General features: G+C 66.8%; 12 protein-coding genes and 1 pseudogene. 2 read left to right on the plus strand and 11 right to left on the minus strand.

Going from position 1 to position 22,918, the window contains the following annotated elements:
* Nucleotides 1-96: 96 nt before the first annotated feature.
* Nucleotides 97-1,215 carry an FHA domain-containing protein gene (locus tag Mam01_RS31840; protein WP_204288888.1) on the plus strand — a complete coding sequence of 373 codons (1,119 nt, stop codon included), beginning with the start codon at nt 97-99 and terminating at the stop codon, nt 1,213-1,215.
* A 77-nt stretch (nt 1,216-1,292) separates the two neighbouring features.
* Here the strand turns inward: Mam01_RS31840 and Mam01_RS31845 are convergent.
* From Mam01_RS31845 to Mam01_RS31875, 7 genes and pseudogenes are all read right to left on the minus strand, one after another.
* A pseudogene (locus tag Mam01_RS31845) lies at nt 1,293-2,107 on the minus strand (transposase); the annotation flags it as partial.
* A gap of 120 nt (nt 2,108-2,227) precedes the next feature.
* Nucleotides 2,228-4,009, minus strand: coding sequence for a reverse transcriptase/maturase family protein (locus Mam01_RS31850; RefSeq protein ID WP_204288889.1), 1,782 nt, complete (start codon nt 4,007-4,009; stop codon nt 2,228-2,230).
* A 100-nt stretch (nt 4,010-4,109) separates the two neighbouring features.
* Nucleotides 4,110-4,766, minus strand: a complete 657-nt coding sequence (locus Mam01_RS31855; RefSeq protein WP_204288890.1) for a transposase — start codon at nt 4,764-4,766, stop codon at nt 4,110-4,112.
* Between the two features lie 74 nt (nt 4,767-4,840).
* The gene (locus tag Mam01_RS31860) at nt 4,841-5,248 is read right to left on the minus strand and encodes a transposase family protein (RefSeq protein WP_275409117.1); all 408 of its coding nucleotides are present in this window, start codon (nt 5,246-5,248) and stop codon (nt 4,841-4,843) included.
* A gap of 349 nt (nt 5,249-5,597) precedes the next feature.
* On the minus strand, nt 5,598-6,326 hold the full coding sequence (locus tag Mam01_RS31865; protein WP_204288892.1) for an EcsC family protein: 729 nt from the start codon (nt 6,324-6,326) through the stop codon (nt 5,598-5,600).
* A gap of 499 nt (nt 6,327-6,825) precedes the next feature.
* Nucleotides 6,826-9,708 carry a tetratricopeptide repeat protein gene (locus Mam01_RS31870; RefSeq protein ID WP_204288893.1) on the minus strand — a complete coding sequence of 961 codons (2,883 nt, stop codon included), beginning with the start codon at nt 9,706-9,708 and terminating at the stop codon, nt 6,826-6,828.
* A 323-nt stretch (nt 9,709-10,031) separates the two neighbouring features.
* Nucleotides 10,032-11,285 (minus strand): DNA sulfur modification protein DndB, encoded by a 1,254-nt coding sequence (locus tag Mam01_RS31875; RefSeq protein ID WP_239101774.1) that lies wholly within the window; start codon nt 11,283-11,285, stop codon nt 10,032-10,034.
* Between the two features lie 260 nt (nt 11,286-11,545).
* Between Mam01_RS31875 and Mam01_RS31880 the strand changes: the two genes are divergently transcribed.
* Complete coding sequence (locus tag Mam01_RS31880) at nt 11,546-13,105, plus strand: serine/threonine-protein kinase (protein WP_239101775.1); 1,560 nt, start codon at nt 11,546-11,548, stop codon at nt 13,103-13,105.
* Here Mam01_RS31880 and Mam01_RS31885 read toward each other — a convergent pair.
* Genes Mam01_RS31885 through Mam01_RS31900 form a run of 4 tightly spaced genes read right to left on the minus strand, consistent with a single transcriptional unit; the run spans nt 13,098 to nt 22,916 of the window.
* Complete coding sequence (locus Mam01_RS31885; RefSeq protein WP_204288895.1) at nt 13,098-15,203, minus strand: DEAD/DEAH box helicase; 2,106 nt, start codon at nt 15,201-15,203, stop codon at nt 13,098-13,100. The genes Mam01_RS31880 and Mam01_RS31885 overlap by 8 nt on opposite strands.
* Complete coding sequence (gene brxD, locus Mam01_RS31890; protein ID WP_204288896.1) at nt 15,200-16,507, minus strand: BREX system ATP-binding protein BrxD; 1,308 nt, start codon at nt 16,505-16,507, stop codon at nt 15,200-15,202. Before brxD ends, Mam01_RS31885 begins: the two co-directional genes overlap by 4 nt.
* Entirely contained in the window at nt 16,498-19,221 is a 2,724-nt protein-coding gene (gene pglZ, locus Mam01_RS31895) for a BREX-2 system phosphatase PglZ (protein WP_204288897.1), read from the minus strand. Before pglZ ends, brxD begins: the two co-directional genes overlap by 10 nt.
* Nucleotides 19,218-22,916, minus strand: a complete 3,699-nt coding sequence (locus tag Mam01_RS31900) for a DUF6079 family protein (RefSeq protein ID WP_204288898.1) — start codon at nt 22,914-22,916, stop codon at nt 19,218-19,220. The genes pglZ and Mam01_RS31900 overlap by 4 nt, the downstream gene beginning before the upstream one ends.
* Between the last annotated feature and the right edge of the window lie 2 nt (nt 22,917-22,918).

Raw genomic sequence — 22,918 nt, forward strand, 5'->3', positions numbered from 1 at the left:
CCCCAACATGATTTCTACTGATTTAGCCGCGCAACACAGACTGAGGATGATACCTATGCATGGCGAGATCATGAGTCACTTTCGGAAGAGGTTTGCATGTCTGATCATTGCGCGAGAGACGTCTTCTCCGCCGACTTCCTCGTCGACTTATCGAATGTGATTCGGACTCGTGATTCTCGTGGTCGAGTACGCGGGAGCCTGACGCGCCTGGAGCGGCTTCTAAACGCCCTGGTCAGCCGAGAGAACGACCCGGGCGTGCAGGTGTACCTGGTAGCGGACCAGAGCCTGTTCGCCCGGGGTCTCCTGCCCGAAGCCGATCGGCGTCAGCTGACCGCCTGGCGTCGCGAGGGCCTTGTAGAGGCCGTGGATGATGCCGACGAGCGTCTCCTCGAACTGGCGGAGGCCACCGGCCTGCCGGTGATCTCCGCCGACCGCTTCCGTGGCCATCGCACCGAGTACGGCTGGCTGCAGGGCAACACCCACCAATTCCAGGAGCCCCATGTCGATGCTGACGGGGGTATGACGGTGCGCCCCGTCGACATGGGCGTGGTGGCCGAGTGGCAGATATCCCGCCACGCTGAGCAGGACCAGCTCAAGAAGCAGGGCCTGTTGGCAGGCCGTCGGCGGACGCCAAGGTATGACATCTTGGACCGCATGTGGAGTTGCCCAGACAACGGATGCACGCTCTACGACGCCCGGCACGGGACCCATGTTCTGCTTCCCCGCCTCCGTAGAGGCGTTCCGACATGCGGGCTACACGGGCTGGAATTGACCGACGACGGCCCCCGCCCCCTGATCGTGCAATTGAAGCTCCTGCTGGACGGCGAATGCGTGGAACGGTTCACCTGCCGTGGAGAAACGGAGGTGCCGGTGGGCCGGGCCCCGTCCACCGGAATCAGCTTGGAGCCGTGGCTCTCTTCAAAAGAGATAACGCTGGTGAGCAGGCACCATTTCTCGCTCACGTTGAAGAACGGCGGCCTCTGGGTACGCGACCACAGCACCAACGGAACCAAAATCGCCGCGGAGAACGGCAGTGAGACCAGACTCGTTCCCGGACGGGAGTACCCCGTCAAGCCGTCCGACAGGATCATGTGCTCGCCCCGCATTGCACTCGCTCGCAGCGGACGAAGGTTTCCCACGGAACTGGCCATGGATTACTCGCGTGTGACGTCGGCCGGGGGGGCGACGCCAACGTCACGTATCGATTCTCACTGAACCTTTCCCGTGCGCCGGGACTGTACGCTGGTGGTCTTCGGGTCTGTCCCGTAATCGGTGGTGGCGCTGCGTGATCTTCAGTGCAGCAGGATGCGGTGGCGCAGGAGGTCGAACCCTGCCCGGCCGTGCATCTGCCGCATGATTCTCTTCGTTCGCGTGTTGACGCCTTCGGTCCGGCCGTTGTGGTGCGGCAGGGTGATGCCGGCGTTCACGGCCTCGCGGTCGAGTTCGAGGCCGTTGGCGAAGCCGTGCAGGTGGGGCAGGTTGGCGGCCCGGGCGTCGGTGAGCCAGGCGGTGAGCTTAGCGTCGTTGCCCGCGGCCGGGGACAGGAGTTCGCCGAAGGAACGGATCAGGCGGGCGAGCTCGGCCAGCTCGGGGCACGCACCTACGAGTTCCTGCAGCAACGTGGTGTCGGCCTCGCGCAGCCTGCCGGGGCGGGTGAGCAAGAGCCGAGCCAGACGGCGGGGTGTGATGACGGGCCGATCGCCCTCGGCCCGGCCTTGAGTGATGTAGCGGTAGAGCAGGTTGAGCTGCCCGTAAACCCGAGTTCCTTGATCTCGCGGAACAGCTGGAGGACCGGGACGGCCGGATCGGCGGCGCGCCGCTCCCTCAGGTGATCACGGTGAGGATCGACGAGAGTGGGCCGGTAGCAGGGAGCGCGGCGCCGGGCCTCCGGCTCGCGGGTGCGGGCGTAGCGCTTGACGGTGTTAAGGGACAGATTGAGACGGCGGGGGCATTCCAGCAGGCTAACGCCCTTGCCCAGCAGATCGCGAATCTGCTGCCAGCGTTCTCGGGTGGTCTGCTCCCTCATGCCGGCGGGGCGGGCCAGGGTGACCGTGGCCCAGCAGGAGCTGTGGGAGCGGACCTCGGCGAGGGTCTTGTCGCAGAGGTCCGCTCCCACAGGGCAATGGTGGGCCGCTGGCGAGGTGCCCGCGCGGAGCACGGGTCCTTTTCCTGCGGCCCCCAGCCCGAACGACGCATGCGACTTTCACCGCACGTCGCTCTCCGGTGACTACTGCGTGAGCTGCGGTTTCGGCTTCCCGGTGTGGATGGAGTCATGGCAGCTTCGGCAGACCACGAGGGTCTTGCGCCGTCGTGTGGCCATGAGTTCCGCCCATGCGGGTTGTGGCCGTCCCGGCCGGGTGAGGTCGGCGAGGCGTCGGACGTGGTGCACCGAGATACCGTCGTCGGCTTTGCAGATCTCGCACCGGTTCGCCAGGAGCCGGGTGATCAGCTCTTTGCGGCGGATGGTGCCCGGGACCAGGACGCGGTCGGTGATGGCCGCGTCCTTGTTGCGCCGTAGTGGGATGCCTCCGAACCGTGCGACCAGTGGCTTCCTGCCGCTGCGTTCGACCTTGGCTTCGAAGCACTTGCGCGGCCCGTGCGGGGTGGTGATGGTGGCCGCGTATCTGCGGGCCGTCTTCGCCACCGACGAGCGGTGCTTGTTGGCCAGAGTCTTCAGCAGCGAGGTCTCCATGACCCAGCCGAGCCGGTGGAGACGATGGACGTTCCCGGCCAGCAGGTAGTACTGGACGATGCCCCGCCACTCGGCCCCGTAGGTGTTGACGATGGTGTGGTCGTCTTCGTTGATCAGACGGGGCCTGCCCTCGGGTTTGCCGCGAGACAGGTAGGGGGCCTTCTTGGCCTTGATCACCGACGCCGGCACCTTGAGGCTGACGACGCCGTTGGCGCTGCGCCGGCCTTGGGTGACCTTGCGGTCGTTGTGCAACACGGTGATCTCATAGCCGAGGAAACGCGCCGCCTGGGTGCGGGCGTGCGTGATCAGCGTTTTGTCCGCCGACAGCTCCAGCGCGAGTTCGTCGCGCAGGAACGCTGTCAGGCGCTGTTTGATCTCCTCGGCTTCGGCCTTGGGTCCGGTGAACCCGAGCAAGGTGTCGTCGCAGTACCGGACGTAGCGCAGCCGCCGGAAACCGGGATCTCGGGGATCCCCGCTGGGCATGCTCCGCAACTGCTTGCGCAACTCCCGCACCGTGGCGTGGTCTCCGCGCTTGTGCGCCCGGTCTCTGGCAGCGCGCACCCTGGCATAGGCGGTGTCCTGCCTGCGGATCCGCCCTCGGGTGTAGTGCGGGATCAGAACCTTCTCGACGAAGTCGTCCAGCCGGTGCAGGTAGATGTTCGACAGGATCGGTGAAACGACGCCACCTTGCGGGACCCCGCTCAGCCTCGCGTTCCAGACCCAGTCCTCCAAGTATCCGGCCATGAGCATGTTCCGCATCAGCCGCAGGAACCGGCCATCGTGGATCCGCTCGGCCAGCGCCGAGAGCGTGATCTCGTGATCGAAGCTCCCGAAGCAGTCGGCGACGTCTCCCTCGATGAACCAGGTCGTCCCGGTCCAGGTCTCACTCACTTTCCGCAACGCGGTGTGGCAACCTCGACCGGGACGGAAACCGTGGGACAGGTCGGAGAACGTCGGCTCGTAGTAGGCGTCCAGCAGAAGCCGCACCGCTTCGCCGACGAGCTTGTCCGACCACGGCGGAAGACCCAAGGGCCTGGCCTTGCCGTTCTTCTTCGGGATGTGGATCCGCTTGACCGGGCTCCACCGATACCGCTCGGCCCGCAGCGCCTCGGTGATCGCTTCGATCTTGCCGATCGACATGCCGTCCACGGTCTCCCCGGTGACCCCGGGCGTCATCGCCCCCTTGTTGGCGTAGATGCGCCCGTAGGCCAGCAGATACAACTGCGGGTTGAACAACTGCCGATACAACTCGTTCAACGGCAGGCCACGCCTGCCGCGCTCACGCAGGACACCCAGCACCGTTTCGGCGCTCTGCATTACGCATACCTCCCGACCCTGAGGTGTCCGATCACCTGGCCCCCTTCGCCCTGCGTCCGGCTCTCCCGGACTCCTTGGCCGGACGTGACTCCGGCGACTACTACGGGGCCTCCGTCGCCATAGGACTCGCGTCCCGTAGGCGACCCATGTTCGTCCTGGCCGTACGTGACAGCGTGAGGTAGGCGTCCCACTCATCTCCTTTAATGCCCTCACTGGGCATCGCTCCGCGCTCGGAAGGTGCCCAGGTCATGGCACTAAACCCGGGCAGAGCGCGGCGTCGGCTTCGGGCGTCGATTTCCGACGGATGCGACCTTCCATCAACTGGAGATTGGGATTCAGGCAATCCAGCTTTCGCCATATCACGCGGGTCCCACGACGCGCCGCCTCCAACGCCTGAGCACGGCCGCCGCTTCAATGACATGCTGCTGTCCCCTTCACCTTTCGGATCCAGGTAAGCCATCGGACCCAGGAACCTCCTTCCAATTCCTCCCGGCTCAGCCAGGGATACGACCAGGCGCCTCATGGCGCACTGCCAGCGATCTGCCACTTGGATCGCCTGCGGTGCGCCGCGGGCGGTGCCCTCGGCGTAGGCGCTGGCCCGGTCCCGGCACACGATCTCGACGCCGGGGTGAGCCTGCAGCCAGGCCGCGAGGGTCTCGGCCGTCCGATCAGGCACCACGTCGACCACCCTGCTGGTGGAGATGTCGATCAGGATCGTGCCGTAGGTGCGGCCGCGGCGCAGGGCGAAGTCGTCCACGCCCAGCACCTAGGGACTGCCGCCCGGCTGCGGGTCGGGCAGGGACCGGATCAGCCGGATCAGCGTCATCCGGTTCACCGCAGCGGCCAGACGGTGCGTGTGCCGGGCGCCGGCCGGCCGCCCAGAGCCAGCGCGATGGTCTGCAGCAGCGTGCGGAGCGGGACGATGTAGCGGCCGTAGCGGACCGTCAGCCCGGGCACCTGCTCGGCGAAAGTCTTCGCGGCGCAGTCGTCGTTGCCGCACCGAAATCGCCGTATCTGCAGATGGAGTATGGTCTCCTGGCCGCCGACGGCTGTGTCGCAGATCCGCCGCTCGTAGCTGCTGTGCACACGCTGAGACACCGTCCCGCATCGCGGGCACGCCGCCTGCGTAGTGCGGGCTCTGGCCCGGATCCGCACCGAAGTCCCCGACCGGCACACATGGTCGATCTGCAGACCGGCCAGGTGAGGGAAGAGAACCGCGAGCAGCTCCGAGATCGTCATCCAGCATGATCAGCAACACCCGCAGCCGAGTGCTGGAAGATCACAGAATTAGTGCCAGAACCAGTCTTCAACCGGAACCGACAGGCGTCGGAGATGGCCAGCTGGACCCCGGTCATCCCTGATCCACAACTCGCTGGAGTGAATCGCGATGTAAGCACGTCGACATTGCGGGTGGCGGATTACCCAGGGCACGCAGGACAAAGGACTTCTCTCTCCTACTCCACCAACGACAAGTCATCGGCGGAGTAGGAGAGAGAACGCCGTGCTCATAGAAGGCGTCGGTCAGGTTGCGTTGAGTGTGATGTTAGTCGCGTGCCCGACCCCTGGCTCACGCGCGTTTTGTAGTCTGTCAGGAGCAGTGAGTGCGCCTGCGGCTGCCGTCGTCCGTAGCCGGGAAGTTCTTCTTCGCCCACGCACCGACCGCGCGGGTGCTGGTGAAGTTGATGCCACCGCCGATCACCCCGCCCACGACGGGTGCCAGTTTGGTCAAGTTCACGATGCCCTTGGTGCCTGCCTTGGTGATCAGCCGGAAGCCGACCGTCTTGTTGATCTGGATGAGAACGCGGCCGGGGACCTGCTTGATGGCGCTGATGGCGGACTTCGTGCCGATCTGGACGCCCGCCTGCGACAGAGCCTCGGCTGCTGAGGACCCGATCAGCGAGATGAGGACGACGGAGCGCACCTCTTCGGAGCGGAGGTCATACCCGCGCAGGTGCGCGATCGCGCCGGATAGGCGCGCCTGGGTGAGCCACAGCGCTGTGAGGTCGGCGGGCATCGTGACGGGCAGAGTGATCAGCCCGCCGAGACCGGTCAGAAATCCGGTGCTAGAGGTGATGCGAACGTGCGTCGCGATGAGGCGCTGGATGGCCTTCTCGGCGTCGCCGTGCTTCGTGAGGTGTTCCTCCGCGACCTGGATGGATCCCTTCCACGGGCCCCCACCGTCTACGCCGACGTTGAGGATCTTGTCGATGACCTCCTTGGCCTTGCTGCCGAGGCGCTCAAGTGGCGTGGGATCGGCCGTAGCCGACTCGGTGGAGTGCTCCGCATCGGATAACGGGTCGGTTTGCTGCTCGCTCATCTACTGCCGCCTGGAGATTCTGGGGGTGCTGGGAATGGTTAGCGTGACTCAGGACGCTCAAACCAGCACGTGGGTTGACAGGTCAAATCAAGAACGGATCCGCTGAGTAAAGCGGTCCGGCTTCGGTGGAGGCTCTGGTACTTACCGGCTTTCGTGGGTCCCTTTGGTTGACTTGCATGCCTGAATCGCGCCGGCTGTCCGGTCAGCCGCAACTGGGACCTGTACGAACGCAACACCGCTGAGCGCTGCATCAATCGGCTCAAGGAGTAACACGGTCTGGCCTTCGCACCGACAAGACCCTTGTGAGTTATCTCGCAGACATTCGGGTACGAGGTGCCGTCTTGTGGATGCGGAGCCTTCGGCCCGCCTGAAGATCGGAACCTCGTACAGGCTCTGGCTTGGTTCTGCCGTCCGAGAAGCCGGCAGCGCCGAAGCCGTCTTGTCGGTTCCGTCCTTGCGGGCGGGGGCATAAACGGCAGGTCGCATTCGCATCGGTGCGTCACTCGGACGTCTCCGAGAGGGCGGCACGGAGCGTGGCGGCCCGGGTGAGTACGGGGTCGGCGTCGCCGTTGCCGAGGTCTCGGAGCAGTTCACCGAGATCGGTCAGAGAGGCGACAAAAGAGGGCCGGTAACGGCTGGGGTCGGAGGCGGCCAGCTTCTCGTAGGTTTCTACCACCTGGCGCTGGTGGTGGAGGGCCTCGGCGGTCCGGTCCGCGCCACGCAGATAGTCGGCCAATCTGGCGCGGACGGTCGCCAGGACGGCCTGGTAGCTGTCGGGGTCCTCCTTTGCGAGCGGCTCGAACAGCTCCACCACGTCGAGTTCTGCCGCGGCGGCCTCCTGGTGGAGTCCGAGCCTGGACATGATGGTTGCCCTTGAGTCGAGCAGGTGGATGTAGGGGAACGGTTCGGCGTCGGGCTGTTGGAGGAGGTGGATCTCCCACAACGCGGAGGCGCGATCGAGGAGTTGCTGTGCGGGGTCGAGGAGTTCGACGCCGATCAGCTCCTGGGCGACGTCGTTGAGGGCGCGGACCGTGGTCGCGAGGTCCTGTTGGGTGTTGGTGACGCGCTCGACCGTCTCCTCGATGTCGTGCCCGAGGCAGGACTGGACGAAGAGCCGCCGTTGCAGAGTCCCGGCAAGCTGGCCGGTCTCGTCGAGCTGCCCCCAAATGTCCGCGGCGCGTTCCAGCAGGGGCAGCGCCCGCTCATGGTCGCCCTGACTTGAGTGGCGAGTGGCGAGGTTGTCCAGCGACATCGCCATCCTGCCGAGGTACGGGTCGGGCTGGACGAGCGACAGCTCTTCGTAGATTTCGAGGGCCGCATTGACAGCGGCGACGCACTCGTCGGTACGGCCAAGGTCGGCTTCCCGGTTGCTGAGCTGGAACAGCGCATCGGCAAGGCTTTCACGGGCTCCGGTCTCTCGGCAGAGATCGACGGCCAGCGCGGCGGCGGATCTGGCTTCTTCGGGTTGGCCGAGCCGGGACAGGTAGATGGCTAGTGAGAGCCAGGCGCTCGCCAGTCGAGGGCGGAACCGGTCAGGGTCCTGCTGGGTCAACTCGCCGTACAGGGAGACGGAGCGCCGCATGTGCTCATGCGCTCGTCCCAGGCGGCCCTCTTCCTCGTGGTAGCGGCTCAGGTTGTGCAGCGCCCGTGCGAGGTCCGCACCGAGCTGGTCGTCGCCGGGCTCGTAGAGCCGTTCGAGGAGGCTGACCGCGCGCTCGACGGCGGTGACCGCATGGTCGAACTGGCCGGCTCGCTCGAGGACGGAGCCGAAGAAGCTCAGCGCGTTAGCGAGGGCCACGGCCCAGCCTGTGTCGTCGTCGTACAGGCGCTGATACGACTCGACGGACTCCCTGCCGGATCGCATGGCCTCGTCGATCTGGTCGGCGACGTTGTGCGTGACCGCGAGGTTGAACAGCGCGTGTGCGAGCTGGGGAAGGTCTCCAGCGGTACGGAAGATTTCGACCGCCTCGGCTGTGGCTGCCACCGATTCTTCTGTACGCCGAAGGTTATGCAGTTGGGTGCCCAAGGTCTTGAGGGATTCGCCGAGGTGGGGGTCCGCGCATTCGCGGTAGAGCTCGACGGATACACGCGTCTGATTCAGGGCCGGCTCGTGCTGGCCGAGCGCTTCCAGCTGGTCGCCGAGGTAGCGGTGGGCGCGAGCGAGGTCGGGTGTCCACCCCGTGTCCTCCTTACGCAGCGCGCGGTAATGCTTGATCGACTCGTGGAGCGCATACACCGCCTTTGTGTGCTGACCAATGGCCGCGTGGCGATGACTCAGATTGACCAGGGAAAGCGCGAGCTCGCCCAGGTAGACGGCAGGGTCCTGCCGGGCGAGGTCGCGGTAGAGCTGGGTGGCCTTCTCCGCGGTCTCCATTGCGGCATTCGCGTCGCCGAGCTGCGCCTGAACCCGGGCGAGGTTGCCAAGAAAGGTCGCGTACCACGGAGCCACTCCTGGATCCTCGGCAAGCAGCAGCGGAAAGAGTTCCCCAGCCTCAATGAGGCTCTCGTGTGCCTGGTCCCACTGTTCGAGATCCGCATGCCGTAAGGCTGCGCTCTGCAGCGCCATGGCGAGCGTCATACGGTAGTCACCGTCGGCCAGATTCCTTGCCTCTTCCAGCGCATCCTGGGAGCTCGTGAGGGCTCCGGCGAGGTCACCGTCGTCCACTTTGAGGTTGCTCAGGATGTTGAGCGCGAGGGCTAGATCGTAGCCCCCTCCCAGAGCCCGGAACTGCTCGATGGACTTCTCCGCCAGCCGGATGCCTTCCTTCAGGTCGTCGTCCTCGGCCACCCGCTGTGCGAGACGCAGCAGGCAGTGAGCGTACGGTTCCCGCGCCCAGTCCAGACCCATTTCGACGAGCGGAGCGAGGCCGCGGACCGTCTGCCGGCAGACCATCATCGCGTCGAGCGCGCTGTCGACCTGGACGAGCAGGGCACTGTACGGCTCGGCCTCCGCGGCGACATCCAGCCAGCGGGTAACGTCCTCCTTGGCCAGGACACGAAGGATGCGGAAAGCGCGGCGCCGTACGGCGACGGCCTCGTCGAGCTGGCCCAGCGCCATGAGTGGCGCGGCGAGCTCGCTCAGGGCCCGCGCGAGCTGCAGCTGATCGCGACCCTCCCACAGGCTGAGCACGATGCGGCGCGCAAGCAACTCATCATCGGGGCGACCCTGCTCGGCGAGCCGATCGGCAAGAGCTCTCAGCGAGCGAGACAACTCCTCCTGGACGATGTCTGGATCGGCGATCACCGTCTGTTCCAGACCGTGAATCTCACCGCCCAGCCGGTGGAACAGATCGTCCAGCGACTCAGAGACGGCCATGCCGAACCGCTCTGGCTCGGCTGCCGCATAGGCCTGGTACTGCGCGACGAGGTGGCCGATCGACATGGTCGTCAGTCATCCCTTTCTCTTGGAACGCGACAACTGGTCGATCATTGCGAAATCCGGCACGAATTTCTAGATCCCAGCTGGTCGCCCAGACTCTGTGTCTGGTTCCCACCTCGTCGGCATGAAGTTCTCCGACGACGGCCTGCCAGGTGGCGTAGCAATGGAGCTCTTCGTAGGCGGCAGGGGCGAGATTCGAGTTCTCCTTCAGGTATCTGCGTGACCCGCACGAGAAGCGGCGACCCTAACGGCAACTCCGAGATTGCGGTGAAGTCGTCGCCGAAGAGTCAGGCCCTTGACAGGTGGCACAAGCGGGGGAGGCAGGGTCAGGCGGTGGGCGCGGGCAACCGGAGAAATGCGGGCCTGTGCGAGTACCAATCGGTGATCGCCGTAACCAGGTAGCCCAGATTCTGCGTGCGCATGACCGGTGCGGAGGCCCCCACCTCGAAGCTCATGCTGGTCTTGGGGTCGTTCCGCCAGATACTGTCAGCCGGAACCGGCGCCGTCATGTGAGGGGCGAGACACCGGAAGAACTCAATGATGTCGGCGTCCTCGATGTTCGAGTGCAACTTGTTGTACACGCCAGCGAGAACTCGCAGCATGCCGACCGAACCCAGCAGTGAACGAGCGCGCAGGTCGGCCGGCTCCAGCCGGTCCTCGCTGACAGCGGCGAGGTCGGGGAAGGCCTCGGTGAGACAGTCAAGAAAGCCCAGCACGTCCGTCACGACGGTCGCGTCGCTCATCGAATCCTCCCGCTTCCGGTTGATCCGCCCGCCGATGCCGACAGCCACACCCCGAGTCAAGTCGGCCACGTGCTTGGCGCCCAGCAGGTGGGGACTATTGCGGGTCATCCGATCCTGCTCCATGTCGACCCGGCCGCGCAGCAATGCATGGACGATGACCCGATCCAAGGTGCGGTTCGCCACACGGGAGCTGTCAAACCGAGAGCGCACGGCCGCGGAGATCCCCTTCGCGTTGTCCGCTACGTCGACGAACATCTGCCGGGCGAGGAGGTTGTCCCGCTCGACGTAGATGTCGACGCCGATGCTCTCGTTCTTGAGCCTGCTCAGCCGGGCATGCAAGTCGTCGCGCGCCGAAGCGAGCTTCGCCATGCGCTCAGCCTTGGTGGACTTGCCGAGATCCCGATCGATGCGGGAGATCTCGGCGCTCAGGCGGCGGATCTCCAGGTGCACGCCCAGGATGCGGTGCTGCCCGTCGATGGTGAGCATCTGTGAGAGGCCGCCTTCGCGCCAGGGAACCCGAAGGTAGCCGACTGCCTCATCGGCCCCGGGGAGACCTTCGAAGACGCAGCCGCCGCTGTCGCGAACGAGGAGCGCGGGGGCTGCCCAACCGGGATTGCTGTCGATGTAGACGCCGAAGTCCTTGGCATGGCGTACGTCGACCTTGCGGTTGTCCTCATCCACGTTGTCTGGATCGGGGATGGGGAGGATGACATCCAAGTCCATGAGGGGAACGCGGATGCTGTACACGATCCGGCCGCCCTGGATAGTGCGCATGGCGAGGTAGGTGCTGTATCGAGCCACGCCCATGAGCCGGCTCGTGTCAACGGTGAGGGTCACAGTTGCTCCTAGGTGGAGGGATGCGGGCGGCCCAGCGCGGCCAACATCGCAGACGGAAACAGGTGGATGAGACCAACTGGCTGGTGGCCGTCAGTCAAGACTGTATCATGTGAATGGCATACACGGTCAAGGAAGAGTTATGGCAAGTTTCCTTGGCGGGAATCCTTTGGATCTTCGGGTCAGGACTCGGCGGTCGGCTCTGCGTACAGATTGGTGATCGTGTTACTTTTCCTCGCACAGCTGGGGAAAGGTGGATCAACGTGGCGACACGGACGATCATCGATGGGCGCTACGAGCTGGATCCGTTCCCCATCGGCCGAGGCGGCTATGGCGAAGTACGCAGCGGGTACGACACACGACTCGACCGCCGGGTGGCGGTCAAGTTCATCCGGGTGGATCGGCTCCCCGACGGCAAGCCGGACGAGGAGCTGACCAAGCGGTTCGTTCGCGAGTGCCGGATCACCGCCCGGCTGGAGCATCCCGGCGTTCCGATCGTTTACGACCACGGGACCTATGACGGCGAGCTCTATCTGGTGATGCAGCTCATTGAGGGTTCCCCGGTCTCCACGGTGATCGACGAGTTGGAGCGGCTTCCCGTCGGTTGGGCCGCCGCCATCGGCGCGCAAGTGTGTACGGTCCTGTCAGTCGCGCACACGGCCTCCCTTGTTCACCGCGATCTCAAGCCCGGCAACCTGATGCTCTGTCCGGACGGGACTGTGAAGGTTCTCGATTTCGGGGTTGCCGGCGCATACGAAGCATCCGGGCTGACCAGGATCACCCAAACGGGCGTTACGACGGGCACTCCTGAGTACATGGCACCAGAGCAGGCGTTCAGCGCTATCACCGCCCCGCAGTCCGACCTCTATTCCCTCGGGGTCGTCTTGTACGAGCTGCTGACCGGGGAACGGCCTTTCACCGGGCCGACGCCTCTCGCCGTGATGCGCGGACACACCGACGAGACTCCGCGGCCCCTGCGCCAACTCCGACCCGAGATACCCGCACGGCTCGAGGCCCTGGTTCTCCGGCTCCTGTCCAAGAGGGCTGAAGACAGGCCCGAAGACGCAGCGGAAGTATTCGCCGGGTTGACGGAGTTTTGCCGCGACCTTCCCCCGTTGCCGGGTTTCGTGGATGTTGTGACCGGCTCCCCGGTCCTCATGTATGCCTCAGTGGTGGCGAGGATCCCTCATCGCTCGCCCGCACCGGCTCCCGAGGTCGTCGGGGTACCGGTTTCGAATCGGCGTGCCGGGGCTGAGATCCGTGAGAGGGACATCTCTCATGCTCGTGCCGATGCCCAGGCGCTGCTGTCCGAATCTCGGTTCGGCCAGGCCGCCTCGGTGCTCGCCGCGGTGATCGAGCCCGCTGGCCGGGCACTCGGCGCTGCCAGTCCGGAGGTGATCAGCCTTCGGCTGGATCTCGCTAACGTGCTCTTCCTGGGGGGTGACTACCGAAGGGCTGCTCCGGAGTTCAATCAGCTCGCTGCGGACCTTGCCGTGCGTGATGGGGACGACAACGATCTGGTGCTCCGTTGCCGCCTGCAGGAGGCGGCCTGCCACGCGAACGTGGGGGAAACCAGCCTCGCGCTCCGGCAGCTTCGTGACCTGCTGGTCGACGAGCGTGAGTTCGGCGTCGATGAGGATCGCATCCTGGAGCTTCGCCGTGAGATCGGACTTCTGGAGCTTGCCGCTGGAGACAAAGCCGGGGCGACCCGCACTCTGTCCGCACTCCTTCCGGACCTGGAACGCCGCTATGGCCCGCGGCATCCCGGAGTGGATCAGGTCGTGGGAATTCTGGCCGACCTGGATCTGCACACCTCTAACTAATGATCGACCAGCGGGACGGTTCGCCGAGCACTTCGCGTGCGCCGTGCAGATCGGCCAGGCGCGCGGCGAGGGTGGCGACCGCTAGCCGTTCGGGCAGCGCGACGCTGAACTTCAACCCCGTCAACGCCTTGGGATCAACCTCGGGCAGGCAGAGCCGTTCAGCGGCCCCCGTCATCGCCTTCCGCCACTCGTCTGGAGTCAGGTTCGCCCGGAGCCGCACGGAATCCTCCTCCACACGCTGACCGCTGTCCGCGATCTGTGACAGGGTCGCGGCAAGTGTCGCGTTGACCCTGAATCCCGCCCAGGTCCACCAGCGGACGTCGCCAGTGACGTCCTTGGTGATGACGGTTCCGCCGGGGTGGACCGTCTCCAGGTCACCCTCGCGGATCACGGCGAGTCGCTCCTTCGCTCGGCGGCTCAGCCGGACCGGCGGATCCTCGCCCAGAAGCACCGAGCGCATGGCACGGCAGAGAGCGAATGAGAGTCCGCCCAACCCGCGCCCGTTCCAGCGGGCTTTACCCCGGCCGTCTGCAGGTTCGACGAAGCATCGGCGGCGCTTCCAGTCAATGTAGTTGACCCGCCAGGTCCGGCCGGCGAGCAGCAGCAGCCTCGGTCCCTCAATCTCCTCGGTGAGCAGCGCGGGGTCAGTCCGTCCGATCTCCTTGCGCCCGTGCAGCACGGTGAACTCGGGTGCGGCGGTGAAGACGGAGGTCATCTCCATGAAGTGCCGGAATCCGAAGCGCCGCTCGGCTTCCGGGCCGATGAACAGCATCCCCGAGTCCTCGTCCAGGTATCCCGACGAGATCAGATGGCTGACGATGGGTTCGGATCCCGTACCGAACGGCCATAGCCCATTCCACCACTCTGGCCAGATCCGATCTCCGACACGGTGCTCCTGCAGGCAGAGCGCCAGTAACTGCTGGGCCACAATGTGTCGGGGCTCAGGGGGCGGCGTGACCGGCTCCACCCACCCGCGGCCCCAGAGCAACAACAGCGCTGCGGCACGCAGCAGCGATCCCTCGTCCAGGGTGAGGAACAGGCAGTTCCGCGCGGTTCCCTGCCGGCGCCCGGTGCGCCCGATTCGCTGTAGGAACGACGCGACGCTGAACGGCGAGTTGATCTGGATTACCCGGTCCAGATCACCGACGTCGATGCCGACTTCCAATGTCGAGGTGGAGACGATGACACAATCCCGGGCTTGCGCGAACGCCTCCTCCGAGCGTCTTCGCTCGTTGGTGGACAGGGATGCGTGCGAAAGGAACACGGTGATGCCCAGACCACGGAGGGCGTGCCCCAGCTCCTCGACAAGCTGCTTGGAATCGCAGAAGACCAGGCGTTTCTCGCCGCGGTGCAGCGCCGCGATCACCTTCGCGGCGTTGGACACCGACCCCACGTGGTCGAGCTGCACCTCTCCAGCTGGTACGGCCTGCGCTTGGCTGGGCGGATCGGGTGAGACTACTCGCGCGGGGCGGGTTCCCGCGCCGGAGCCTTGAAGCCAGGTCAGCAGATCGCCTGGGTTCCCCACGGTGGCGGACAGGCCGACCCGCTGAAGGGGGCGGCCGAGCAGGTGGGTGAGGCGTTCCAGCACCGCGAGCAGGTGCCAGCCGCGGTCGTCGCCGGCAAAGGCGTGCACCTCGTCGACGACGACGGCCTGCAACCCGGCGAAGAACTGCCGGTGGTCGACATTGACGCTGACCAGCATCGATTCAAGCGACTCCGGTGTGGTCAGCAACACATCGGGCTGCTCCCGGAGGATCTGCTTGCGACGGGAGAATGTAACGTCACCATGCCATAGTGACGCGCGCCGTCCGAGCCAGCCTGTGTAGCCCTCAAGGCGGGGCAGAAGGTTGTTCAGAAGCGCTTTGATCGGGCAGAGGTAGAGAACCGAGGTGCCGCGCCAACGGTCTGATGCCATCCGTGATAGCAGCGGGAACATCGCCGCTTCGGTCTTTCCAGCCGCCGTCGGGGCGAGCAGCAGCGCGTCCGAGCCGGCCAGCACCGGTGCGATCGCGTCCTTCTGGAGTGGTCGCAACGTTGGCCAGCCGAGCGTGTTGACGATGTGGTGCAGTACCACGGGGTGGAGCTCGGAGGAGTTCACGGCAGATCCAGCGAGATGTCGTCCACCGACAGCGCGTTCCGCTCGACCTCGGTCAGCTCGCTCGCACCGACGGTGAGCCGGTAGTGGGCACGTGGATCGAAATCAGGGAACTGGTCCACCCGGTCGAGCACATCGCCGACCAGCTTCTTCAGGAACAGTCGGGGTGAGACCCCGATCCTGCCACCCAGTGAACCGGCGACCGCGCCGGCGAGGTCGGCGAGATAGGCGTCGTCCACCAGCGAGACCACCCGAGGAGATGCTCCGGCGGCGTAAAGGTCCCGGACCCGGATGCCCAGCTCCAGCAGGCCGTCGTGGCTGAACCCAGGAAGCCGGATCTGCACAGCCCGGGGGTTGTCGAACCGTGCCTCGGTGTCGAAGTCGGTGGCGAGCCTGGCTGCCAGCGGCGCCAGCCGCTGGACCCCCTGGGACCCCTCGGAGAAGAAGGCGGGCGTACCGGTGACGAGCACGTACAGACCGGGAAACCGGCCCGAGTCGACCTCGTCGATGAGCTGGCGGAGCGCGTTCAGCGCTTTGTCCCGTACGTCGGAGCGCACCCGCTGCAGCGTCTCCACCTCGTCGAGGACCAGCAGCAGACCCTGATGCCCCGAGTCGCGCAGCACGGTCAGCAGCCCCTGCAGGAATCCGAGCGCTCCGAAGTGGTCCAGGTTGCCGCGCACCCCCGCCGCTCGCTTGGCGGATGCGGCCACGTGCGGCTGCCCGCTCAGCCAGGCCAGTACGGCTTCCGCTGTCGCGGGATCGGACGCTGCCAGAGCCGAGCGGTATCCGCGAAGGGCGGCGGCGAACGCGGGCGCGGACCGGCTCACCTCAGCCAGCCGCTTCTCCAGCAGGGCTCCCACGGCCGGGTCAAGGTCGGGCTCCGGCACCCCGGCGGCGAGTGAGTCCTCCTCCAGGGTGAACATCCACGCGTCGATCACGGAACGCAGCGCACTGGGCGGGAACTGCGCCGTAGACAGGTTCTCGCAAAGCCGTCGGTAGACGGTCTCCAGCCGATGCAGCGGCGTCTCGGTCTCCGAGATCTGCACCTCGGCGACGGCCAGCCCCGCCTTCTTGGCACGCTCGGCGAGCCATCGAGCGAAGAATGTCTTGCCGGAGCCGTACTCGCCGCGGACCGCCTTGAAGACCGCGCCACCACGGGCTGCGACTGCCAACTCCTCGTCGAGCGCTGCAGTGAACCGGTCCAAACCGACCGCGAGCAGATCCAGCCCGGTGGACGGGACGGTGCCGCGCCGCAGCGCGTGGATGACCTCGCGGCGCCGACGTTCGCTGACGTTTTCTACCGCCATGGCACCCCGAACTGCTCGGAGAGGAGACTCGTGTCCAGCATGACGGTGACGCCGTCGGCGTCATAGCCGATCGGGTCGTAGCCGTCGACGCTCAGCACCCGCCTGACTGCGGCCAGCACGCTTCGCAGCCGGGCAGCGGGCACCTGCGCGACCGCGGAGAGCGTCGTCTCATGCAGCCGCCCACCGCCGGCAAGCAGCGCGGCCAGCACGCTGCGAACCCGCTCATCGTCGGGGGCCGTCCGCCCGGCTCGCTCCCGCTGCTGGGCATAGAGCGGGGTGGTGAGCAACTCGTCGATGAATCGCTCAGCGGGAGGCCGCGGCGCCGGCACCGCGAGCGGGGCCAGCTCTTCGAAGGAGAGCAACTCCTCCTGGTTCTCCGGAGACTTCGAGGATCTGGTTCCCTGAGCTTTCCGCGGACTCGCGGGGGCCGCGGCGAGCGCGACCGTGGTGTGCCACCAGGCGGGTTCCTGCGCTGGCGCGGGCCGCCAGCCTGCGATCTCGTCCACCGGAGCGGCGCTGAACACCGCGAACGGCACGGCGACCTCGGCAGCGGAGACGCCGCCGTGGTATCCGGCGCGTTTTCCGGTGTAACGGAGCTCCTCCCGCCAGGGCAGTATGGCCGCGCCGCCTCCGAGCATCACCCGGCGTCCCTCGATGGCGATCTCCCCTTCGCCGACAGGGCCACCGATCGGTCGCCACCGGGCCGACTCGGCGCCAGTGCCCGTCAGTGGCGTGCTGTCGCGTTCGATGACATGCCCGTGGTCACTGGTGAGGATCAGGGTGCGGCCGGTGGCTCTGGCAGCTTCGGTCAGTGCTTCCAGATGCTGGATCTGGGCGGGTGTCCAGGTCGTCCCTCCCGGGTCCATTTTGTCGAGGGCATCGTCGATCGTGTTCAAAACTACGCCCACCACGCGAGCCTCGCCTTCAACGGCACTGCGCACCGCCGGATGAAGGGAGTGGCCCCCGGGAGCACGCAGTTCGTCCTTGTGGAACAGTCGGGCCGCCGGGTCGCCTACGGCGGCCGCGAACCCGGACTTCTCCTCATGCTGGCCGCCGGTCCGAAGCGTCCCGGTCAGCAGGCTGGTCCTGCAGGCCTCGGTGACGGTAGGCAACGGGGGCAGCAGCACCCGTCGGTGGCCCACCGTGGAGTCGATCAGCTCGATCCACCGGCTGCCCACCAGCTCGGCCGCCAGCTCAGCGAGAACCCCGGCCGACATGCCGTCCAGGACGATCAGCAGCGACCGGCCGAGCGGCCGGACCAGAGCCGACAACGCCGACTCGATCGGCACCAAGGTGCCGGGCGGTGAATCGGCGGCGACCACGGTCGCCAGATGGCGGGCGAGCACTTGATCCCGTGCATCCCGCCGAGCCGCAACCGCCTCCAGCAGCGACCGGTAGGCCTTGCCGACCTGCTCGTCGGGGTCGCCACCCCAGACATCCGCGAACGCCCATTCGGCGTAGGCGCCGATTTTGATCTGATGGTGCAGGGCGTCGGCGAGCGTGGACGCGGGCTCGTCCGGAACTGCGAGCGACCGGAGCAGCCGGAGCGCCATCTGGGCCACCACGGCTCGGCGTTCCTGCCCCATCCCGCGCTGGGCCAGCTCATGCGCCGCAAGCTGTGTGTACGCCTGCTCGGCCCGGTCCAGCTCGGCAGGTCCCGGGACGGGCAGCGCATCCCGTACGGCTTTCGCGAACTCCCGCAGCCGGATGGCGTAGGCGCCGGGCAGCAGCGTGGAACGGGCGATCAGCGCTCCGGCGTTGAACGCGCGAAGCAGCCCTTCGGCCCGTTCAAGCAGGCCGTCCGGTTGGTTCAGCTGGGCGATGGCCGCTTCCGCCGCACGAGCCCAGGTCCGTGCCTGGTCGCCGGGCAGATCGGCGCCGCCAAGCCTGGCACGGAGCAGGCCCCGGGCTTCACCGACGGACTGGAGGCTGGTCTTGCCCTCCGGCCACAACAGCCCGGCGGCGAGCGCGAGCGGTAGCGCGTCACCTCCGTGCCCAGCCGCCGCGGCCCGCAGCGTCCACGCTCCGGCGGGTCCGGTGACGTCCCCCAGCCAGCCGGCCAGCCCTTCTCGGACGTCGGTGGGAAGCGCGGCAAAGCCGGCCATCGCCGTCGGGTCGAGCGACCACCGAAGGAGCCCGGTCGCGTCCGGGTGCCCAGGGGTGAGGTACGGCTCACCGTCCGGCCGGGAACCGAAAAGCACCGAGGCGAGGTGCCCGAGCGCGTGCTCACGCGTGAGCGCGCCGCCGGGCGCGGGCGGCCAGCCTGAACCAGCAGGCTCCCACCTTGCCAGCGCCGCGGCGGCCCAGTCCTCCGCCAGCAGTAGCGGATCGATCGTCCGTGCAGCGAATGACTGTTTGAGCAGGTCCCACGGCTTCAGCGGGATCAGCATGCCGCGCGCCAAATGGGTGAGCAGTCCGAGCCCGAGGTCGGCGGCGTCCATGTCAGTGAGGACCACCAGATATCCAGGCTTTCCCCGATGGGCGATGAGCTCTTCCCGGATGGCCAGCGCGGAGGGACAGGCCCTGACCTGGACGACGGTCTCGCCGCCAGCCCCCTCCAGGGGAAACGACGGCTCTCCCGTCCACTCGGGGCGTGCATGGATGCCGATCACGCGTTTCGGCTGGCTGGACTGTGCAATCCGGCTGACGATGCCGCGTATCGCCGGCAGCGTTGCGGCGGCGAGACGGGTCCCGATCAGGGACGTCTCGGTCATGGCTGCGTTACCTCCGTCGTGATCTGCCACGTGACGGTGATCTGCTTCCCGGGGTGCGCCTCAGCGAATGCCTTCAGGGCGCTGAGCGCATCGTCGATCGTGTCTGCGAACACCTTGACCGAACCCGAGGTGGACGAATCCGTACGGCCGGGAGGGATGACGATCGGGGGGTCAATGATCGGCGGGTCGGGGACGAGCCGGGCCAGGAGCTGCTGTGCCTGCCGTTTGGCGTCGGCGAGTGCCGGGGCGAGGGACGACTGTGTCTCCTGGTATGCGGCAACCACGCGGAGATGCTCCACGATGGTGGCGGCGGCCGGGTCGTAGGACGACCGGGTGGCGACCGCGCGCAACAGGTCCCAGTCCATCTGTTCCAGAGCGAATGCCGTGGCCCGGGCCGTCTTCAGCGACCGGGCCAGGGTCTCCGGTGCGGCGTCCAGCGCCGTCGTGGCCAGGCTGGTCACCAGGTCATAGGCCTCGGGCTCTGCGGCCAGGAAGGTGACCAGCGAGGCCGCGCTCTTTGCCAGGCCCAACCGGTCCACGGTGCCGTCGGTGGCGCGGTTGCCGGTGAGGCCGAGCTGGTCGCGGTGTGCGTCCAGCAGCGTGACCAGCTGCCGGGCCGGCTCCTGCAACGTCCTGGCCTGCTCGCGTACGGCTGTCGCCAACCTGTTGACCGTGGCGGCCGATCGGCGTTCGCCGGACGCCACCCCGAAGATCCGGTCGGCACGGTCGGACGCGGCTCTCCAATGAGACTCGTCGGGCAGCCGGGGCAGTCGCAGTTCATAGGCGGCATCGATGCGGTCCACCGGCGGCCGGGGGACCGGTCCCTCCTCGCCGCGGAACCACTCACGGTCCTGCGCCAGCGCGAACGCCGCGACGACCAGGCCGCGAACGGCGTGGTCGAGGCCGCGTGCCTGCGGCTGGTCGAGCCAGGCGATCAGCTTGCCGACCCCGATGGACTGCTCCAGACCGTCCTGGGCAGCCAGCTGGGTGAAGTGCCGGCGCAACGGAAAGGTGTCCCCCGTCAGCAGGAAGGCGTTTTCTAGGGCCTCCCCGAGCTTCAACGGGTTGGCCACCTTCCTCAGGACTTCTCGATCCTTGGCCGCGACCGGGACCCGGCCGTGCTCGTCGGCCGCCGCGGCCTCCAGATACTCGAGCACGGTGGCGATGTCGCCGCGCCGCACCTCGGAGGGGAAGTGCGGGTGCGCGGGATACTGCGCGGACAGCATCTGGTCCAGCAGATGCGCCAGGCAGTCTGCGAGCCTGGCACCGACCGGCGCGCCGAGGTCGAGCTGCGGATCGAGCGACTTGTAGAAGGACAGGTGACCACGAGAGGAGTCGATGTCGGCTTCTTCACGCTCTGCCGCGCCGTACGCCTGCTGGATGACCTGGGCGAGCTTCGACTCCAGGGTGGTCTTCCGATTGTTGAGCAACGCCCGCGCCGCCGACCGGTCCTGCGGGGACAGATGGTTGGCGTTCTGCTCGAAACGGTCGTCGGAGGCGAGCAGGTAGCGCAGGCAGACCAGCTCGCCGAGGTCGTTCTCACGTTCCTTGGTGAAGAACGCAGGCACCCACACGACGGTACGGCTGCGCACGCCGCGGCTTTCCAGGTTCTCGATCCGGGCCAGATCGTCATTGGGGCCGAAGTTCTGCTCATCGAACGGGAAGTCGATGACGAGTTTCCACCGGTCGCCCTCGGCGAGCAGCGCGGAGTCGGGCAGCTCGTCGGCGTTGCGGACGTTGCCATAGACGAGATCCACGGTGCGGCGGCTGCCGCGCCAGACGAACGAGTGCGTGTATCCGCCACCAAGGGTGTCGGCGGGGGCCGACGCGCCGAGCGAGGCGAAGACCAGGTGACGCAGGAGCTGCCGGCGCTCGCCGATGGTGTCCTGATTGCGCACCCGATCCAGCACGCTCTCGTAGTCGACGCCCGCGAGCTGGATCGTGATCAGCGGGTTCTTCGGGTCGTCGGAGAGGTGGATCTCGCTCACGCCCGACTGCGCGAGGTCCTTAAAGAGGGCGAGGACCTTTCCGGTTTCCTCGCCTGCCAGCCGGGTCCTGATCGTCCCGTGGTTCAGCGCGGCCAGCTTCTGTGCGGTGAGGGTGCGCAGCGCGGGCACGTTTGGCGCGATCGCGGCGAGCAGCGCGGTCTTCACCAGCCGGGCGTCGCTGACGAAGGCGTGCGTCCGCGCCAGGCCCTCGGCCTGGTCGGCGGTAAGCCGATGCCGGTCCAGCAGCCGCGGCAGCAGCTTCTCCTCAAACAGTGTCCGTGCGTTAGTGAAATGCTGCGCGATGTCGTCGGTCAGCGGCACCATTCCCGCGCTCATCAGCACGTCGTAGACGTCGCCGACCGGGATCAGGTCGTCCACCCGCAGTTCGTCCCGCCCGCGGCGGAGCAGCTCAGCCATGGTCCGCAGACCCGTGCGCTCCCGCTGTAGGAGGCTGGAGAGCGCGACCATGGTGGAGACCAGCGCCGGTGAGAACGGGTAGGTCCGGCGGAACGACACCTGGTCGGATGAATCGTCCAGTCCTTCCAGCAGCACGTTCCAGACCTTCGGCTCCCGCGTCACGTGCGCGAACGCCGCGTCCAGCGCCTCCCGGCCACCGGGCTTCGGGTCGAGCAGTCGCCGTTCCACGATCAGCGGAAGGTTCCCGTCGGCAAGAACGATCTTGTTAAAGCGGTCCTCCCACCAGCGGAACGTTTGACTGGTGGCGTATCTCTCCGCGCCAGTGAAGTTCTCCCCGAGGAAGTCCTTAATGTCACGCTGCCGCGCGACGAACGACATCAGAGGAATCGGGCGCCTGCTGGATGCCGACTCCACCAGCTTGGAGAGTTTGGGTCCTTCACGGTTCACGAACGTCGTGTCGTTGCTGCGGGAGGCGAGCCAGAGCACCAGCTCGTCGATGAAGAGGACGACGCCATGGTAGCCAAGTCGGCGCGCGTGCCCGCTGACGACCTCCAGCCCCTCCTCCAGCGGGATGTAATCGGCTCCCCGGGTGAAGCTGGTGAAGTAGGAGTCGACCAGGGCCGTCACCAGGGTGCCACGGGCCTCGTCACCGACCGGAGCATGCCTAGCCCGCTCGTAGGATGCGGCGTCCCACGAGGTGCTCAGGGTGCCCCAGCCGCCGGCAGCCCGGCTGATGAGGGACCGGAAGAAGACCTCGTCACCCTGGCGAGCCCGCATCCGGTCGGCATCCGCGAAGAGCCGGTCGGTGGTGTGCACCTCGGGCAGCGACGCGTCCGGGTGGAGCTGGGCGATCTGTGAGACGTAGCCGCCGAGTACCGCCTCCTCCACCGTGGACGCGCCCATCAGGTGGTAGTTGAGGCAGAGCAGCTTTTTGCCGGCCAGCCAGCCGTCGTGCTTGTCGAGCACCGACTCCAGACCACGAAGCCCGCGGGCGTCCGGGTTGTGCTGGAGAATCGCGTTGAGCACCGCCATGAAGTGGCTCTTGCCGGAGCCGAACGAACCGTGAAGGAAGACGGCGTCGCTGACCCCCTTCTCCTGGGTCCCCCGGATATAACCGAGCGCCTGGTCGAAGCTCTGCGCCAGCTGCGGGGTGACCACGTAGCTATCGAGGGTCGCCTTGATGCGCGAGACGCCGTCGCTCAGTTTGAGCACGAAGTCGTTCGCGCTCAGCGACTCGGGGATCTCGATGACGTCCCTGAGTAGTGTCGCACCGTCGGGAGAAGCCGCCATGG

The sequence above is a fragment of the Microbispora amethystogenes genome (assembly GCF_016863015.1).
Classification (GTDB): Bacteria; Actinomycetota; Actinomycetes; order Streptosporangiales; family Streptosporangiaceae; genus Microbispora; species Microbispora amethystogenes.

Coding starts and splice junctions, on each gene's coding strand:
- Mam01_RS31840 (WP_204288888.1), top strand. CDS start 97: ATGTCTGATCATTGCGCGAGAGACGTCTTCTCCGCCGACTTCCTCGTC.
- Mam01_RS31850 (WP_204288889.1), bottom strand. CDS start 4,009: ATGCAGAGCGCCGAAACGGTGCTGGGTGTCCTGCGTGAGCGCGGCAGG.
- Mam01_RS31860 (WP_275409117.1), bottom strand. CDS start 5,248: ATGACGATCTCGGAGCTGCTCGCGGTTCTCTTCCCTCACCTGGCCGGT.
- Mam01_RS31865 (WP_204288892.1), bottom strand. CDS start 6,326: ATGAGCGAGCAGCAAACCGACCCGTTATCCGATGCGGAGCACTCCACC.
- Mam01_RS31870 (WP_204288893.1), bottom strand. CDS start 9,708: ATGTCGATCGGCCACCTCGTCGCGCAGTACCAGGCCTATGCGGCAGCC.
- brxD (WP_204288896.1), bottom strand. CDS start 16,507: ATGGCGGTAGAAAACGTCAGCGAACGTCGGCGCCGCGAGGTCATCCAC.
- pglZ (WP_204288897.1), bottom strand. CDS start 19,221: ATGACCGAGACGTCCCTGATCGGGACCCGTCTCGCCGCCGCAACGCTG.
- Mam01_RS31900 (WP_204288898.1), bottom strand. CDS start 22,916: ATGGCGGCTTCTCCCGACGGTGCGACACTACTCAGGGACGTCATCGAG.